This window comes from Kribbella sp. CWNU-51, from assembly GCF_054073265.1.
The window spans coordinates 71,993-87,096 of the sequence record NZ_JBSXMZ010000011.1; the positions used below are offsets into that span (position 1 = coordinate 71,993).

A 15,104-nucleotide genomic window follows, 5' to 3' on the forward strand; every position below is an offset into this window, starting at 1 on the left:
TGCCACTCCGGTGGTCTCCGACTCCAACCGGGCCACAGCGCGCCCGTTCCTGACAAATGATTGTCAACTTTCCGGCCGGTCGACCGGCGGACTCCCTAGGATCCCGACATGACTGTGTCGCGTGAGTTCCTCACCGGGTTGCCGAAGGCCGAGTTGCATGTCCACCACGTCGGATCCGCGTCGCCGCGGATCGTCGCCGAGCTCGCCGCCCGGCACCCCGAGTCGCCGGTGCCGACCGACCCGGCGCTGCTCGCGGAGTACTTCAAGTTCAGCGATTTCGCCCACTTCATCGACATCTACCTGAGTGTGGTCGAGCTGATCAAAACCCCCGAGGACGTCCGGCTGCTGACCTACGAGGTCGCCCGCGAGATGGCCGAGCAGCAGAACCTGCGGTACGCCGAACTGACCGTGACCCCGTACACGTCCGTGGTCCGCGGGATCGCCGCCGACGCGTTCTGCGAGGCGATCGAGGACGCCCGGGTGGCGGCCGAGAAGGAGTTCGGCATCACGCTGCGCTGGATCTTCGACATCGCGGGTGAGGCCGGGCTGCCGGCGGCCGACGAGACCCTGCGGATCGCAACCAAGATCCGGCCCGAGGGCCTGGTCGGGTTCGGGCTCGGTGGGCCGGAGATCGGCGTACCGCGGCCGCAGTTCCAGCCGCACTTCGAGGCCGCCATCGCGGCGGGGCTGCACAGCGTGCCGCACGCGGGCGAGACCACCGGGCCGGAGACGATCTGGGACGCGGTCCGGGTGCTGAAGGCCGAGCGGATCGGCCACGGTACGTCGACGATGCAGGACCCGGCCCTGGTCGAGTACCTGGGCGAGCGCCGGATCCCGCTCGAGGTGAGCCCGACGTCGAACATCGCCACCCGCGCGATCGCGTCGTACGACGTGCACCCGCTGCGCGCGATGGTCGAGGCCGGACTCATGGTCACGATCAACTCCGACGACCCGCCGATGTTCGGCACCGACCTCACCAACGAGTACGCCGTCGCCACGCAACTGCTCGACCTCGACGAGGCCGGCGTCGCCGAACTGGCGAAGACCGCCGTCAGGGTGTCCTTCGCCGAGGACTCGGTCAAGAACGCACTGCTGAACGAGATCGACGCTTACAGAGGCGCTTAGCCGACCCGCGGTGCAGGAGTGTGATTCTCTGGTCCGGTGCGGAAAGTCTGTGGGGTGGTGGCCGTCGTTCTGCTGAGCCTTGCGGCCTGCAGCGACGTCCCCGGTCCCGCGAGCCCGGCGCCCGCGCCGACGACGGCGATCAGTCCGAGTTCGCCGACCCCTCCTCCCCCGCCGGCCGACGGTGACCTGCCGCGTGGTGGCCGGACGATCTTCCCGAAGTACCAACTGGTTGGTTATGTCGGCCTGCCCGGTTCACCGGCTCTCGGACCGCTGGACAAGGACCTCGATGTGAAGGCGGCGAAGCTGGAGAAGCTGTCGCAGGCCTATGCGGCCGGGCGGACGCCGCAGCCGGTGATGGAGCTGATCGCCGTGGTCGCGAAGGGATCGCGAGGCAAGGACGGGCTGTACCGGGGCCGGCTGCCGGACGCGGCGATCGCGGAGTACCTGACTGTCGCCCGCAAGCACCGGATGCTGTTGCTGCTCGACATCCAGCCGGGCCGGGCGAAGATCCTGCCCGAGGTGAAACGGCTGGAACGCTGGCTGAAGGAGCCGGATGTCGGCCTGGCCTTCGATCCGGAGTGGGCGGTCGGGCCAGGTCAGGTGCCGGGCCGGGTCTTCGGTCATACGACGGGCGCCGAGCTCGACAGCATCGCGTCGTACCTGTCGGGGCTGGTGCAGGCCAACGACCTACCGGAGAAGGCGTTCGTCTTTCACCAGTTGTCGCCGCGGATCGTCAGCAACGAACAGGCTCTCAAGAAACACCCCGGCGTCGTGACGATCAAGTCCGTCGACGGGATCGGAGCCCGCGTCGACAAACTCAAGACCTGGGCCAAGCTGACCACCAACCTGCCGGCCGCCGTCCACGCCGGCTTCAAACTCTTCTACACCGAGGACGCCCGCCAGGGCCCACTGATGACACCGGCCCAGGTCCTCGCCCTGAAACCACGCCCGGAGTTCGTGGTCTACGAGTAGTCAGATCCGGCGGCCGGTGGTGAAGCGATGGCGGCCGGCCAGGTCGAGTTGGTCGCGGACCTCGGTGAACGAGGCGGTGGCGGTGAAGACGGCGGGGGCGGACTCGCCCTGCACGTCGGCGTGCTCGCAGGCGAACCAGCCGCCGGGCTTGAGCAGCCGGCCCGCGGTGGCGGCGACCACCTTGATCTCGTCGAGGCCGTCGTCACCGGACCACAGCGCCAGGGCCGGGTCGTGGTCGCGGACCTCGGCGGTGACGGATTCCCAAGCAGTCAAGGGGATGTACGGCGGGTTGGAGATCACCGCGTCCACCTGGCCGTCGAACTCGGGCAGGCACCCGTCGATGTCGCCTTCGTGCAGGACCGCGCCGGTGCCGGCCAGATTGCGCCGGGCCCAGACGCACGCCTCCGGTGACAGCTCGACCGCGTGCACAATGCTGTCGGGGCGCTCGGTCGCGACGGCACCCGCGATCGCGCCCGAGCCCGAGCAGAGGTCGACAACCAGCGGCTGGGGAACGTCGGCGATGCGGTCGAGGATCCAGCCGACCATCACCTCGGTCTCCGGCCGCGGCACGAAGACCCCTGGCCCGACCGCGAGCTCCCGGTAGCGGAAGGCCGCCGTACCGGTGAGGTGTTGCAGAGGTTCGCGGGCAGCGCGCCTGGCGATCAGGTCGTCGTACCGGACCTTCTGGTCGGGGGTCGGGGCGGAGAGATGCAAACGGCTCGAGCCGGTGACGAAGGCGAGCAGTTCGGCGGCGTCGAAGTCGGGTGAGGCGATGCCGGCCGCGCGCAGTCGTGCTGTCGCCTCGCCGAGCAAGGCTTTCGTACTCACTTCGAGTCGACGGCCTCGAGGCGGGCGGCCAGGTCGGCCTCGGTCAGGGCCTGGATCACGGGCGCGAGCTCGCCGCCGAGGACCTGGTCGAGGTTGTGTGCCTTGTAGCCGACGCGGTGGTCGGAGAACCGGTTCTCGGGGAAGTTGTAGGTGCGGATCCGCTCGGACCGGTCGACGGTCCGGATCTGCAACCGGCGGGCGTCGGACGCCTCCTGGTCGGCGGCCTCCTGAGCCGCGGCGAGCAGCCGGGACCGGAGCACGCGCATCGCCTGCTCGCGGTTCTGCAGCTGGGACTTCTCGTTCTGCATCGAGACCACGATGCCGGTCGGCAGGTGGGTGATGCGGACCGCGGAGTCGGTCGTGTTCACGCTCTGCCCACCCGGGCCGGACGACCGGAACACGTCGATGCGCAAGTCGTTCGGGTCGATCTCGACGTCGACGTCCTCGGCTTCCGGCAGCACCAGGACACCGGCCGCGGAGGTGTGGATCCGGCCCTGCGACTCGGTCACCGGCACCCGCTGGACCCGGTGCACGCCGCCCTCGAACTTGAGCTTCGCGTACGGCGCCTCACCCGGCTCCGGCGTACCTTTCGCCTTCACGGCGACGGTGATCGACTTGTACCCGCCCAGGTCGGACTCGGCCGAGTCGAGGACCTCGGTCTTCCAGTGCTGCGACTCGGCGTACTTCAGGTACATCTTCAGCAGGTCGCCGGCGAACAGGGCCGACTCGTCGCCGCCCTCACCGGCCTTGATCTCGAGGATCGCGTCCTTGTCGTCGCTCGGGTCGCGCGGGACCAGCAGCATCTGCAGCTTCTCGGCCAGCTCCTCGCGGCGGGCCGCCAGCTTGGTGGCCTCCTCCGCGAACGAGGGGTCCTCGGCCGCGAGCTCACGCGCCGCCTCGATGTCGTCGCTGGTCTGCAGCCACTCGTCGTACGTGCGGACCACCGGCGCGAGCGCGGCGTACCGCTTGCCGACCCGGCGGGCGTTGGCCTGGTCGGAGTGCAGCTCCGGATCCGACATCTGCCGCTCCAGCTCGGCGTACTCGGCCTTGAGCGTCTGAACCGCCTCGAACATCGTGCACTCCTCCCTTCGAAAAGTTTCTCTGACAACACAAACCGCGCGCCGGTCGGCAAGCCGTGGAGGCTCGCGGACCGGCGCGCGGTGAGGTCGCTACTTCTTGGCGTACCGCTTCTCGAAGCGGGCCACCCGGCCACCGGTGTCGAGGATCTTCTGCTTGCCGGTGTAGAAGGGGTGGCACTGCGAGCAGACGTCGGCGTGGATCACGCCGTTCTCCGCGGTCGAGCGGGTGGTGAACGTGGCGCCACAGGTGCAGGTCACCGTGGTGTCCACGTAGGTCGGGTGGATGTCGCTCTTCAAAGGATCTCCTAGGTTCAGGTGCCCCGGGTCGCCCGCACGGTACGAGCGTGAACCGGAACCAACAAACTAGTTTGCCATCCGGAGGCCGGAGCTGGCGAATCGCGTCAGCTGCCGTCGTCGGTGGAGCGGCCTCCGGCCGACGGGGTGGTCTTGTTGACCTGGAGCAGGAACTCGATGTTCGACTTGCTCTCCTTGAGCTTGCCGATCAGCAGCTCCAGGGCGGCCTGGCCGTCGAGCGCGCTCAGCACCCGGCGGAGCTTCCAGACGACCGACGTCTCGTCCTTCGACATCAGGAGTTCCTCGCGGCGGGTGCCGGAGGCGACCACGTCGATGGCCGGGAAGATGCGCCGGTCGGCGAACTCGCGGCGCAACCGGAGCTCCATGTTGCCGGTGCCCTTGAACTCCTCGAAGATCACCTCGTCCATCTTCGAGCCGGTCTCGATCAGCGCGGTCGCGAGGATGGTCAGCGAGCCACCGTCCTCGATGTTGCGGGCCGCACCGAAGAACCGCTTCGGCGGGTACAGCGCGGACGAGTCGACACCACCGGACAGGATCCGGCCGCTGGCCGGGGCCGCGATGTTGTACGCGCGGCCGAGCCGGGTGATCGAGTCGAGCAGGACGACCACGTCGTGGCCGAGCTCGACCAGCCGCTTGGCCCGCTCGATCGCCAGCTCCGCGACCGTGGTGTGGTCGTCGGCCGGACGGTCGAACGTCGAGGCGATGACCTCGCCCTTCACCGTGCGCTGCATGTCGGTGACCTCTTCGGGCCGCTCGTCCACCAGTACGACCATCAGGTGCACTTCGGGGTTGTTCGTGGTGATCGCGTTCGCCAGCGCCTGCAGCACCATCGTCTTACCGGCCTTCGGCGGCGAGACGATCAGGCCTCGCTGGCCCTTGCCGATCGGGCTGACGATGTCGACGATCCGGGTGGTGAGCACCCCGGGCTCGGTCTCCAGGCGGAGCCGCTCGGTCGCGTACAGCGGGGTCAGCTTGTTGAAGTCCTGCCGTTGCTTGGCGATCTCCGGGTCCGCACCGTTCACGGTGTCGATCCGGACCAGCGGGTTGAACTTCTCCTTGCGCTCACCCTCCTGCGGCTGCTTCACCGCACCGGTGATCGCGTCACCCTTGCGCAGGCCGTACCGCTTCACCATCGAGAGCGCGACGTACACGTCGTTCGGGCCGGGCAGGTAGCCGCTGGTCCGGACGAACGCGTAGTTGTCGAGTACGTCGAGGATGCCGGCGGCCGGGACGAGGACGTCGTCCTCGCTGATCGTCGGCTCCGGCTCGAACCGCTCGCCGCGGCCGCGGTTGCGGCTGGTGTCGCGACCGCTCTGGGGCTCCCGGTTGCGCTCGCGGTCGCGGCCCCGGCGACGCCGGCGACGGCCCTCGCCTTCCTCGCCGCGGTCGTTCTGGTCCTGCTGGCGGTTGCGCTGGTTGTCGCCGCGGTTGTCCCGGCTCTGGTTGTCCCGGTCGCGGTTCTGGTTGTCCCGGGCCTGGCCGTCGCGCTGGTTGTCGCGCTGGTTGTCGCGGTTGCGGTCGCGGCTCTGGTTGCCGTCGCGGGTGTCGCGGTTGTCCCGGTTCCGATCGCGGTCGCGGTTCTGGTTCGCGTCACGGGTTTCGCGGTTGCCGTCGCGCTGGTTGTCGCGGCTCTCCGCGCTCTGCTCGGCCTTCGGCTCGGCGGTCACGGCGCCGTTCTGCGCGGCGGTCGTCCCGTTCTGGGACGCGGCAGGCGCTTCGACGGCCGCGGTGGCCGGAGCGGCTGCTTCGGGGGTGGCGCCGTTCTGCCCGGCGTCCTTCTCGGCGGCAGCGCGGGTCCGGCGACTGCCACCCTCGCGCTTGGCCGGGGTCTTGGCCGCGGGGGCCTCGGCGGCACCCTCGTCCAGGGTCGGCTGGCTCACCTTCGCCCGGGCCGTGCCCGTGGAGCCACCGGCCTGAGCGGCCTTGATCGCCTCGATCAGCTGGCCCTTGCGCAGTGCGCCGGTGCCCTTGATGCCGAGCGTCCCGGCGAGCTGCTTGAGCTCGGGGAGCAGCATGCCCTCGAGGCCGCCTCCGGCCTTCCGGCGACGCGTCGCGGTGGTCGCCGCGGCATCGGTTCCCGGGGCCGACGTAGTTCCGGCTCCGCTGGAGGCTTCAACAGTTTCTGTCACGTGAGGTCCTTCCCACACGGATCATCGATGTCCCAGAGGGCACATCGATCAATTTCATTCACCCACGACCGACGAAACGGCTACGCGGGTACAAGAGGCTCTCGCTCGATCTGAGTCCCCCCGGACATCTCCGGCGCAGGCGGCGCAAGGTCAAATCCACAGGAGGGTCGCCACACAACACAGGGTGCCGGGAGCACAGCCCGGATCGTGACGAGAGTTCACCGATCACCTGGAGGGGATCGGGTGAGTCGAGACTAGCACCACTACGGGTCGTTCTGCTGACTCGAGGGGTACAACGCGTGTCAGTTGTGGATCATTCCCGCGCTCAGCCGGATTCCATCGACCAGACCTGTACGCCGACTGGATCGATTCCCAGTTCGTACTTCGTCCAGTCGTCCGGCGCGTCCGGCGAGGTCCCATCAGGGCGGCCCAGTACGGCGACGGTCGGGCCGGCCCCGCTGACGACGGCGGCCAGCCCGCTCCCCCGCAGCTTGTGCACGAGCGACAGGCTCTCCGGCATCGCGGGCTCGCGGTACTCCTGGTGCAGCCGATCCTCGGTCGCCGTCAGCAACAACTCGGGACGCCCGGTCAGCGCCGCCACGAACAAGGCAGCCTTCCCGGCGTTCGCCGCGGCATCACTGTGGGGAACGAGGCTCGGCAGCAACCCGCGCGCCTCCTTGGTCAGCACGCGATTGTCAGGTACATAAGCCACTGCGGCCAAGCCGTCCGCCGGGTCGAGCCGAACCGCCCGGCCGGTTTCGCCTTCCGTCCAGGCAATCGTGAACCCACCCAACGTCGCCGCAGCCACGTTGTCCGGATGACCCTCGATCTCGTTCGCCAGTACGACGATCCGCTCCCGGTCGACCGGTTCATCGGCCAGTCCGTACGCCGCCGCGAGACCGCCGACGATCGCGGCCGACGACGACCCCAGGCCGCGTCCGTGCGGGATCCGGTTCTCGCACCGCAAGGTGAAACCGGGCACCGAGGCCCCCAGCGCCTCGAGGCCGGCCCGGATCGAGCGGACGACGAGATGCGACTCGTCCAGCGCCACTTCGCCTTCGCCTTCGCCGGACACCTCGACCCGCACCCCGGATCCACCGGGCGTCACGATCAGTTCGTCGTACAGCGTGAGCGCGAGGCCGAACGCGTCGAAGCCAGGGCCGAGGTTGGCGCTCGTTGCCGGGACCCGGATATGCACCTGGTTACAGCTGGTCATCAGGCCAGGCCGGCGACGCGGGCGACGGCGTCGGTGTCGGCCGGAGTGACCGGGGACTCGTCCACCTGGGCGTGGTCGAGCGCGGTGTCGATGTCCTTCAGACCATGGCCTGTGACGGTTATCACCACGGTCGAGCCGCCGGGCAGCCGACCCTGCGCCTTCGCGTGCAGGAGTCCGGCGACGCCGGCCGCCGATGCGGGCTCGACGAACACGCCTTCGCGGGCGGCGAGTTCACGCTGTGCGGTGAGGATCTGCTCGTCCGTGACGATCTCGATCCGGCCGCCGGACTCGTCCCGCGCGGCCTCGGCGAGGGTCCAGGAGGCCGGGTTCCCGACCCGGATCGCGGTGGCGGCGGTTTCGGGCTTCTCGACGATCGCCTTGCGGACGATCGGCGCCGCGCCCTCGGCCTGGAAACCCCACATGCGCGGGGTCTTCGAGGCCAGCTTGTCCTTCGCGTACTCCTGGTATCCCTTCCAGTAGGCCGCGATGTTGCCCGCGTTGCCGACCGGCAGCAGGTGTAGGTCCGGGGCGTCGCCGAGCGCGTCGCACACCTCGAAGGCGGCGGTCTTCTGGCCCTCCAGACGGACCGGGTTGACCGAGTTCACCAACGCGACCGGGTAGTGCTTGCCGAGCTCGCGGACGATCCGCAGGCAGTCGTCGAAGCCGCCGTCGATGGAGACCAGCCGAGCGCCGTGCACGATGGCCTGGGCCAGCTTGCCCTTCGCGATCCGGCCGGCCGGGATCAGCACGAGCGGGATCAGTCCGGCGCGGACGGCGTACGCCGCCGCCGACGCGGACGTGTTGCCGGTCGAGGCGCAGACGACCGCCTTGTCACCGGCCTGCGCGGCGAGCGAGATCGCCACCGTCATGCCGCGGTCCTTGAACGAGCCGGTCGGGTTGTTGCCCTCGACCTTGAGCCAGACCTCGCAGCCGGTCTGCTCGCTGAGCCACTGCGCGGCCACCAGCGGCGTCCCGCCCTCGCCGAGCGTGACGACCGGGGTGTCGTTCGACACCGGCAACCGGTCACGGTATTCCTCGATCACGCCACGCCACTGGTGAGCCATCGGTCACTCGCCTTCTACCCGCATCACACTGCTGACTTCCCGAACGATGTCCATGTCACGCAGGGCCTCCACGGTCGCGGACAACGCGGCGTCGGTCGCGGTGTGGGTGACCACCACCAGCTGCGCGTCACTGCCCCGGCCCTCCTGGCGGACGGTCTGGATCGACACGTCGTGCTCGGCGAACGCGTGGGCCACCGCCGCCAGCACGCCGGCCTTGTCGGCCACGTCCAGCGACACGTGGTAGCGGGTCATCGCGTCACCCATCGGCCGCACGGCTCGCTGGGTGTACGACGACTCGCCGACCCCCGGCACGCCCTTGAGCCGGTTGCGCGCGGCGGACACGAGATCCCCGAGGACGGCGCTGGCCGTCGGGGCGCCGCCGGCACCACGACCATAGAACATCAGCTGGCCGGCTGCCTTGCTTTCCACGAACACGGCGTTGTACGCGTCCCGAACACTGGCCAACGGGTGCGTGGCCGGGATCATCGCCGGGTACACCCGGGCGCTGACCGAGTCGGTCGCCTCGTCCAGCTCGCAGATCGCCAGTGACTTCACCACGCAGCCCATCTCGCGGGCCGAGGCGATGTCGGTCGCGGTCACCTCGGTGATGCCCTCGCGGTGCACGTCGGCGATGGAAACCCTGGTGTGGAAGGCCAAACTCGCCAGCAGGGCCGCCTTCGCGGCCGCGTCGAAGCCTTCGATGTCCGCGGTCGGGTCGGCTTCGGCGTACCCCAGGGACTGTGCTTCTTCCAATGCCTCGTCGAAGCCGGCGCCGGTGCTGTCCATCTTGTCGAGGATGTAGTTCGTGGTGCCGTTGACGATGCCCATCACCCGGGTCACATCGTCACCGGCGAGCGACTCGCGCAGCGGTCGCAGAATCGGGATCGCGCCGGCCACGGCGGCCTCGAAGTACAGGTCGCGCTCGTACTTCTCCGCGGCCGCGAACAGCGTCGGGCCGTCCTCGGCCAGCAGCGCCTTGTTCGCGGTGACGACGGACGCGCCGTGCTCGAGCGCGGACAGGATCAGGGTGCGGGCCGGCTCCAGCCCGCCGATCACCTCGATCACCAGGTCCAGGTCGCCGCGCGACACCAGTGCCTGGGCGTCGGTGGTGACGAGCGACGGGTCGACGGCGATGTCGCGCTCGCGTCCGGCCCGCCGTACGGCGATGCCCGCGATCTCCAGCCGGGCACCGACCCGGGCGGCCAGATGGTCAGCCTGCTCGGTCAGGATCCGCACCACCTCGGTGCCGACCACGCCACAACCGAGCAGGCCTACCTTCAGAGGTTTGTCGTTCACTCCGCCCCCATGTCCAGAGCCAGCAGGTCGTCTTCGGTCTCACGCCGTACGACGACCTTGGTGTCACCGTCCTTGACCGCGATCACCGGTGGCCGCGGCACGTGGTTGTAGTTGCTCGCCATCGACCGGCAGTACGCGCCGGTGCCGGGGATCGCGATCAGGTCGCCGGGGCGCACATCGGACGGGAGGAACTCGTCCTTCACCACGACGTCACCCGATTCACAGTGCTTGCCGACCACCCTGGCCAAGGCCGGATCGGCCTGGCTGTACCGGCTTGCCAGCGTGCACGAGTAGTCGGCGTCGTAGAGCGCGGTGCGGATGTTGTCGCTCATGCCACCGTCGACCGACACGTAGATGCGCGAGGCACCGTAGTCGAGCTGGACCTCCTTGACCGTGCCGACCGAGTAGACCGTGCACATAGCCGGCCCGACGATCGCACGACCAGGCTCGATGGACAGCTGCGGTATGTCGACGGAGTTGGCACGGCACTCGTGCTCGACGATCTTGCCCATCTCGGTGGCAAGCTGCGCCGGGTCGGACGGATCGTCCTGCGTGGTGTACGCGATCCCGAAGCCGCCGCCGAGGTCGAGCTCCGGCATGTCCACGCCGAGCTCCTCGGAAACCTTTGCGTGCAAGGCGATCACGCGCTTCGCGGCGATCTCGAACCCGGACGAGTCGAAGATCTGCGAGCCGATGTGCGAGTGCAGCCCGAGCAGCTCCAGCTCGGGCGCTTTGTTGACCAGGGCAACGGCTTCGAACGCGTCGCCGGTGGTGATGGAGAAGCCGAACTTCTGGTCCTGGTGGGCGGTCGCGATGTAGGCGTGGGTGTGGGCCTCGACGCCGGCGGTGACCCTGACCATCACGGGCACCACCACTCCCCGGTCCGCGGCGAGCCGGATCAGCCGTTCGATCTCATGGAACGAGTCGACAATGATCCGTCCGACCCCCGCGTCGATTGCGCGGGCCAGCTCGGACTCCGACTTGTTGTTGCCATGGAACGCCAACCGCTGGGGATCAGCACCGGCGCGCAGGGCGACGGCGAGTTCACCACCCGAGCAGATGTCGAGGTTCAGTCCTTCCTCCATCAGCCAGCGCACCACCGTCGTACAGAGGAACGCCTTGCCGCCGTAGTAGACCGAGAAGTCCTTGAATCCTTCCCGGAACGCCCTGGCCCGGGCGCGGAAGTCGGCCTCGTCCAGCAGGAACGCCGGGCTGCCGTGCTCAGCGACCAGCGCGCGGACGTCGACACCGCCGACCTCGAGCGCGCCGTCGGCCGTCTTCGTCGCGGTCGACGACCACAGCTGTGGCACCAGGTCGTTGACGTCCGCCGGCGGACGCAACCAGGCCGGCCCGCGGTGGCCGGCGTCGCCCGCCTCGTGCGCTCTCACATCCGCTCCGGAGCGGAGACACCGAGCAGGTCCAGTCCGTTGGCGAGCACGGTCCTGGTCGCGGAGACCAGGGTCAGGCGAGCCTTGTGCACCGGCTCCACCTCCTCGTCGCCGCGCGGCAGCACGCGGCAACTGTCGTAGAACTTGTGGAACGCGGCCGCGGTGTCCTCCAGGTAGCGGGCGATCCGGTGCGGCTCGCGCAGCTCGGCGGCGGTGGCGACGACGCGCGGGAACTCGGCGAGCGCGCGGAGCAGGTCGCCCTCGCGCTCGTGGCTGAGCAGGCCCGGGTCGAACTCGTCCAGCTTGATGCCCAGCTCGTCCGCGTTGCGCAGGATCGACGCGAGCCGGGCGTGCGCGTACTGGACGTAGTAGACCGGGTTGTCACTGGCCTGCCGGGTCATCTCCTCGATGTCCAGCGTCAGCGGGGAGTCGACCGGGTAGCGGCAGAGCGTGTAGCGGAGCGGGTCGACGCCGCCCTCCTCGACCAGCTCGGCCAGCGTGACGATGGTGCCGGCCCGCTTGGACAGCCGCATCTCCTCGCCGCCCTTGAGGATCTTCACCAGCTGGCCGATCAGGACCTCGATGTTGTGCTCGGGGTCGTCACCGGCACAGGCCGCGATCGCCTTCAGCCGGTTCACGTAGCCGTGGTGGTCGGCGCCGAGCAGGTAGATACAGACGTCGAAGCCGCGCTCGCGCTTGTTCACGTAGTAGGCCGCGTCGGAGGCGAAGTACGTCGGCTCGCCGTTGGAGCGGATCAGGACCCGGTCCTTGTCGTCGGTGAAGTCCGTGGTCCGCATCCACAGTGCGTCGTCGGCGTCGTACAGGTGACCCTGCTCGCGGAGCTTCTCGATCGCGTGGCCGACGCCGTCCTGCTCGGTCAGGCTGCGCTCGGAGAACCACACGTCGAACTTGGTCCGGAAATGCTCGAGCTGGGCCTGCTGCTCCTTGAGCTGGCGCTCGTACCCGGCCTCGCGGAACGCGATCATCTGCTCGTCCTCGGGCAGCGACAGGATGTCCGGGACCTCGTCGACGATCTGCTGGGCGAGCTCGAGGATGTACTCGCCGTGGTAGCCGTCCTCGGGGATCGGCCGACCGTTGGCCGCCGCCTGCAGGCTGGCGCCGAAGCTGTCCATCTGGGCGCCGCGGTCGTTGATGTAGAACTCGCGGGCGACGGTCGCGCCGGCGGCGGTCAGCACCCGGGCCAGCGCGTCGCCGACGGCGGCCCACCGGGTATGACCGAGATGCAACGGGCCGGTCGGGTTGGCCGAGATGAACTCGAGGTTGACCGACTGACCGTGCAGGTTGTCGCTCGTGCCGTACTGCGGGCCGGCGTCGACGATGGCCTGGGCCACCTTGCCCTGGGCGTCGGCCGCGACCCGGAGGTTGATGAAGCCGGGGCCGGCGATCTCGACCGCGGTGATCGCGTCATCGGTGCGCAGCTTGGCGGCGAGCAGCTCGGCGAACTGGCGCGGATTCAGCCCGGCGCGCTTGCCGAGCTGCATCGCGACGTTGGTGGCGTAGTCCCCGTGCTCGGGGTTCTTGGGTCGCTCGACCTTCAGCTCGCGCGGCAGCCCGCCCTCGACGGTGATGGCGCCGTCGTCGGCGAGCGCGGCCAGGGCCTGCAGGATCTTCTCAGCGAGCTGTTCCGGAGTCACCGCCTCAGCCTAATGGCCCGCCACCCGATCCCTTGACTCAGCATCCACAGCCCGGTACGGCCTCACTCCCACGGATTGATCAGCTCGACGCCCGTCCGGGCGAAGTCCTGGGAATTCCTGGTCGCGAGCGCTGCCTGCTCCACCAGACAGATCGCGGCGATCTGCGCATCCAGGACCCCGATCGGCAAACCTGCTCGGCGCCGGTCCCGGACCACCACCGAATAGGCCATCGCGGCTTCCGCGGTGAACGACAGCAGGTCGTCCTCGACAACGGCGAATGCGACGTCCGCGGCCTCCCGCACCTGTCTGCGCCGGCGACCGGCCGGCATCTGCTCGATTCCGTCATGGATCTCGGCGGCCGTGATCGCCGTCGCGCACAGCTCCTCGTCCGGGTTGCCCTGCAGCCACTGCCAGACGGTCTCGTTCGGAGACTCCTTCATGAGCTCCGAGAGGACGTTGGTGTCGAGAACGATCATCAGTCGAACTCGACTGGTTCGCGGTGCCCACCGGTCCGTGGCGGTAGATCCAGCTCGACCCCGCCGATCGCGGCGAACCGCTCGTGGAACCTGACCCAGTTGTTGGGCTCCTCCTCGGCCACGGCGTCGACGAGGATCGCTCGCACCTCGGCCTCCATCGAATGGCCGTGCTTCGCCGCCCGAACTCGCAGCCGGTGCTTCACATCGTCGTCCAGGCTTCGCACGGTGATTGCCGCCATACTCGGTCCTCTCTCTGCCTTCGGTGCTAGCAGAAAGCGTAGCACTGATTGCACGAGTCAGTGACGCCCCGTGACGGCGATATGGCTGTTGCGAACCAGGGGTGTGTCCCAGGGAGCGGGTTTGCCGTCGACCGCGACTGTCAGGGATTTGCAGGCGTCCGCGAGGCAGTTGGCGTCGTACTTGACGCCCCAGAGGGTGAAGAACTGGGCGAGGGTGGGGTGCTCGGCGGTGGTTTTGGCCTCGACGTACACGAGGCCGTCGGTGGTGTGGGTGTGGACGGCGGCCTGCTCGGCGCGGAGGCGGTCGATGCCGACGCCGGCCGGGACCTGGACCGCGGTGCCGTCGACCGTGACGGCGATGGTCAGGGTGTACGGCGAGGGGCCGGAGAAGTCGAGCGGGAGCCGTTCGAAACCGGCCTTGTCGATGTACGAGACCGCGTCGCGGGGTGCGTCCCACGGAGGCGGCCCGGTCCGGAGCTCGGCCGGACCGGGCGGCGCGGGGCCGACCTGGCAGCTGCCCACCACGGTGCTCATGAGGAGCAGGGCGGCCGCCGTCACGCCCGCCCGGCGCCACCTGCCTGCTCTCATGACGAGCCAGATTGCCATGCGCGCCCGGGCGGGCCGCCGGAGGGTCAGCCCTCCGACGGCATCAGCACCCAGAGCACGATGTAGATCAGGAACTGCGGGCCGGGCAGCAGGCAACTGACGACGAAGATCAGGCGCATCGTGTTCGCCGAGATGCCGAACCGGCGGGCCAGCCCGGCGCAGACACCGCCGATCCAGCGACCGTTGGACGGGCGGACCAGAGTGGTAGCCATGGGTACCGATTTCCTTTCAGCTGTTGGGCTTACAACCACTATGACGCCGGCGCACCACAAGTCGATCCCGCCGCACCGTGGTTCCAGGGTCGGCTCAGGGTCTCCCCGGGCGCCGTACCCGATTCGGGATTTCCAGTGACTTCCTGCTACTGTTCTGCACGTTCCTGAGCCCCCGTAGCTCAGGGGATAGAGCACCGCCCTCCGGAGGCGGGTGCGCAGGTTCGAATCCTGCCGGGGGCGCACGTTTCTTACTGGATCAGGACTCCGCGGCGTCGATGACCTTCTCGTCGCCCTCGTTGACGGCCTTGACGACGGCGTCGTAGTCGCCCTTGTCGATGGCCTTGCTGACCTTCTTCGTCGCCTTGCCGACGGCCTTGTCGACACGGTCGAGGTAGAGGTCGTCGACGACCGCGGCGATCGCCGAGGAACCGGCAGGCAGCCACTCCTCCGCGTCCACACCGATGGACTTCTCCTCGTGACGCTTGGCGATGGCGCCGGCGCCGG

Annotated in this window: 16 protein-coding genes and 1 tRNA gene; 3 read left to right on the plus strand and 14 right to left on the minus strand. The window is 69.1% G+C overall.

What is annotated here, in order from left to right; translation table 11 throughout:
- Positions 1-108: 108 nt before the first annotated feature.
- Both ACXC9Q_RS15940 and ACXC9Q_RS15945 read left to right on the plus strand, forming a co-directional pair.
- Entirely contained in the window at positions 109-1,125 is a 1,017-nt protein-coding gene (locus tag ACXC9Q_RS15940) for an adenosine deaminase (protein ID WP_457057286.1), read from the plus strand.
- 54 nt (positions 1,126-1,179) lie between these two features.
- Positions 1,180-2,097, plus strand: a complete 918-nt coding sequence (locus tag ACXC9Q_RS15945; protein ID WP_457057287.1) for a hypothetical protein — start codon at positions 1,180-1,182, stop codon at positions 2,095-2,097.
- Here ACXC9Q_RS15945 and prmC read toward each other — a convergent pair whose 3' ends face one another.
- The 13 genes from prmC to ACXC9Q_RS16010 form a co-directional block, all read right to left on the minus strand.
- Complete coding sequence (prmC, locus tag ACXC9Q_RS15950; RefSeq protein ID WP_457057288.1) at positions 2,098-2,925, minus strand: peptide chain release factor N(5)-glutamine methyltransferase; 828 nt, start codon at positions 2,923-2,925, stop codon at positions 2,098-2,100.
- Complete coding sequence (prfA, locus tag ACXC9Q_RS15955; protein WP_329480195.1) at positions 2,922-3,998, minus strand: peptide chain release factor 1; 1,077 nt, start codon at positions 3,996-3,998, stop codon at positions 2,922-2,924. Before prfA ends, prmC begins: the two co-directional genes overlap by 4 nt.
- Positions 3,999-4,094: 96 nt before the next feature.
- Entirely contained in the window at positions 4,095-4,301 is a 207-nt protein-coding gene (gene rpmE / locus ACXC9Q_RS15960; RefSeq protein WP_130387310.1) for a 50S ribosomal protein L31, read from the minus strand.
- A gap of 104 nt (positions 4,302-4,405) precedes the next feature.
- The gene (gene rho, locus ACXC9Q_RS15965; protein ID WP_457057289.1) at positions 4,406-6,448 is read right to left on the minus strand and encodes a transcription termination factor Rho; all 2,043 of its coding nucleotides are present in this window, start codon (positions 6,446-6,448) and stop codon (positions 4,406-4,408) included.
- 325 nt (positions 6,449-6,773) lie between these two features.
- On the minus strand, positions 6,774-7,664 hold the full coding sequence (gene thrB, locus ACXC9Q_RS15970; protein ID WP_457057290.1) for a homoserine kinase: 891 nt from the start codon (positions 7,662-7,664) through the stop codon (positions 6,774-6,776).
- Complete coding sequence (gene thrC, locus ACXC9Q_RS15975) at positions 7,664-8,728, minus strand: threonine synthase (protein WP_457057291.1); 1,065 nt, start codon at positions 8,726-8,728, stop codon at positions 7,664-7,666. Before thrC ends, thrB begins: the two co-directional genes overlap by 1 nt.
- Positions 8,729-8,731: 3 nt before the next feature.
- Complete coding sequence (locus tag ACXC9Q_RS15980) at positions 8,732-10,024, minus strand: homoserine dehydrogenase (protein ID WP_328519091.1); 1,293 nt, start codon at positions 10,022-10,024, stop codon at positions 8,732-8,734.
- On the minus strand, positions 10,021-11,412 hold the full coding sequence (lysA, locus tag ACXC9Q_RS15985; protein ID WP_457057292.1) for a diaminopimelate decarboxylase: 1,392 nt from the start codon (positions 11,410-11,412) through the stop codon (positions 10,021-10,023). The genes ACXC9Q_RS15980 and lysA overlap by 4 nt, the downstream gene beginning before the upstream one ends.
- The gene (gene argS, locus ACXC9Q_RS15990) at positions 11,409-13,067 is read right to left on the minus strand and encodes an arginine--tRNA ligase (RefSeq protein WP_457057293.1); all 1,659 of its coding nucleotides are present in this window, start codon (positions 13,065-13,067) and stop codon (positions 11,409-11,411) included. The genes lysA and argS overlap by 4 nt, the downstream gene beginning before the upstream one ends.
- Positions 13,068-13,129: 62 nt before the next feature.
- The gene (locus ACXC9Q_RS15995; protein WP_457057294.1) at positions 13,130-13,543 is read right to left on the minus strand and encodes a PIN domain-containing protein; all 414 of its coding nucleotides are present in this window, start codon (positions 13,541-13,543) and stop codon (positions 13,130-13,132) included.
- On the minus strand, positions 13,543-13,782 hold the full coding sequence (locus tag ACXC9Q_RS16000) for a FitA-like ribbon-helix-helix domain-containing protein (protein WP_457057295.1): 240 nt from the start codon (positions 13,780-13,782) through the stop codon (positions 13,543-13,545). The genes ACXC9Q_RS15995 and ACXC9Q_RS16000 overlap by 1 nt, the downstream gene beginning before the upstream one ends.
- Positions 13,783-13,839: 57 nt before the next feature.
- A complete protein-coding gene (locus tag ACXC9Q_RS16005) occupies positions 13,840-14,370 on the minus strand; it encodes a hypothetical protein (RefSeq protein ID WP_457057296.1) in 531 nt (176 codons plus the stop codon).
- Between the two features lie 44 nt (positions 14,371-14,414).
- Positions 14,415-14,600: a PspC domain-containing protein gene (locus ACXC9Q_RS16010; protein WP_328519087.1), complete on the minus strand. Its 186-nt coding sequence runs from the start codon at positions 14,598-14,600 to the stop codon at positions 14,415-14,417.
- A 168-nt stretch (positions 14,601-14,768) separates the two neighbouring features.
- Here ACXC9Q_RS16010 and ACXC9Q_RS16015 point away from each other — a divergent pair.
- Positions 14,769-14,840, plus strand: a tRNA-Arg gene (locus ACXC9Q_RS16015).
- Positions 14,841-14,856: 16 nt separating this feature from the next.
- Here the strand turns inward: ACXC9Q_RS16015 and ACXC9Q_RS16020 are convergent.
- A partial coding sequence (locus tag ACXC9Q_RS16020; protein WP_457057297.1) for a hypothetical protein occupies positions 14,857-15,104 on the minus strand: 248 nt, incomplete at its 5' end.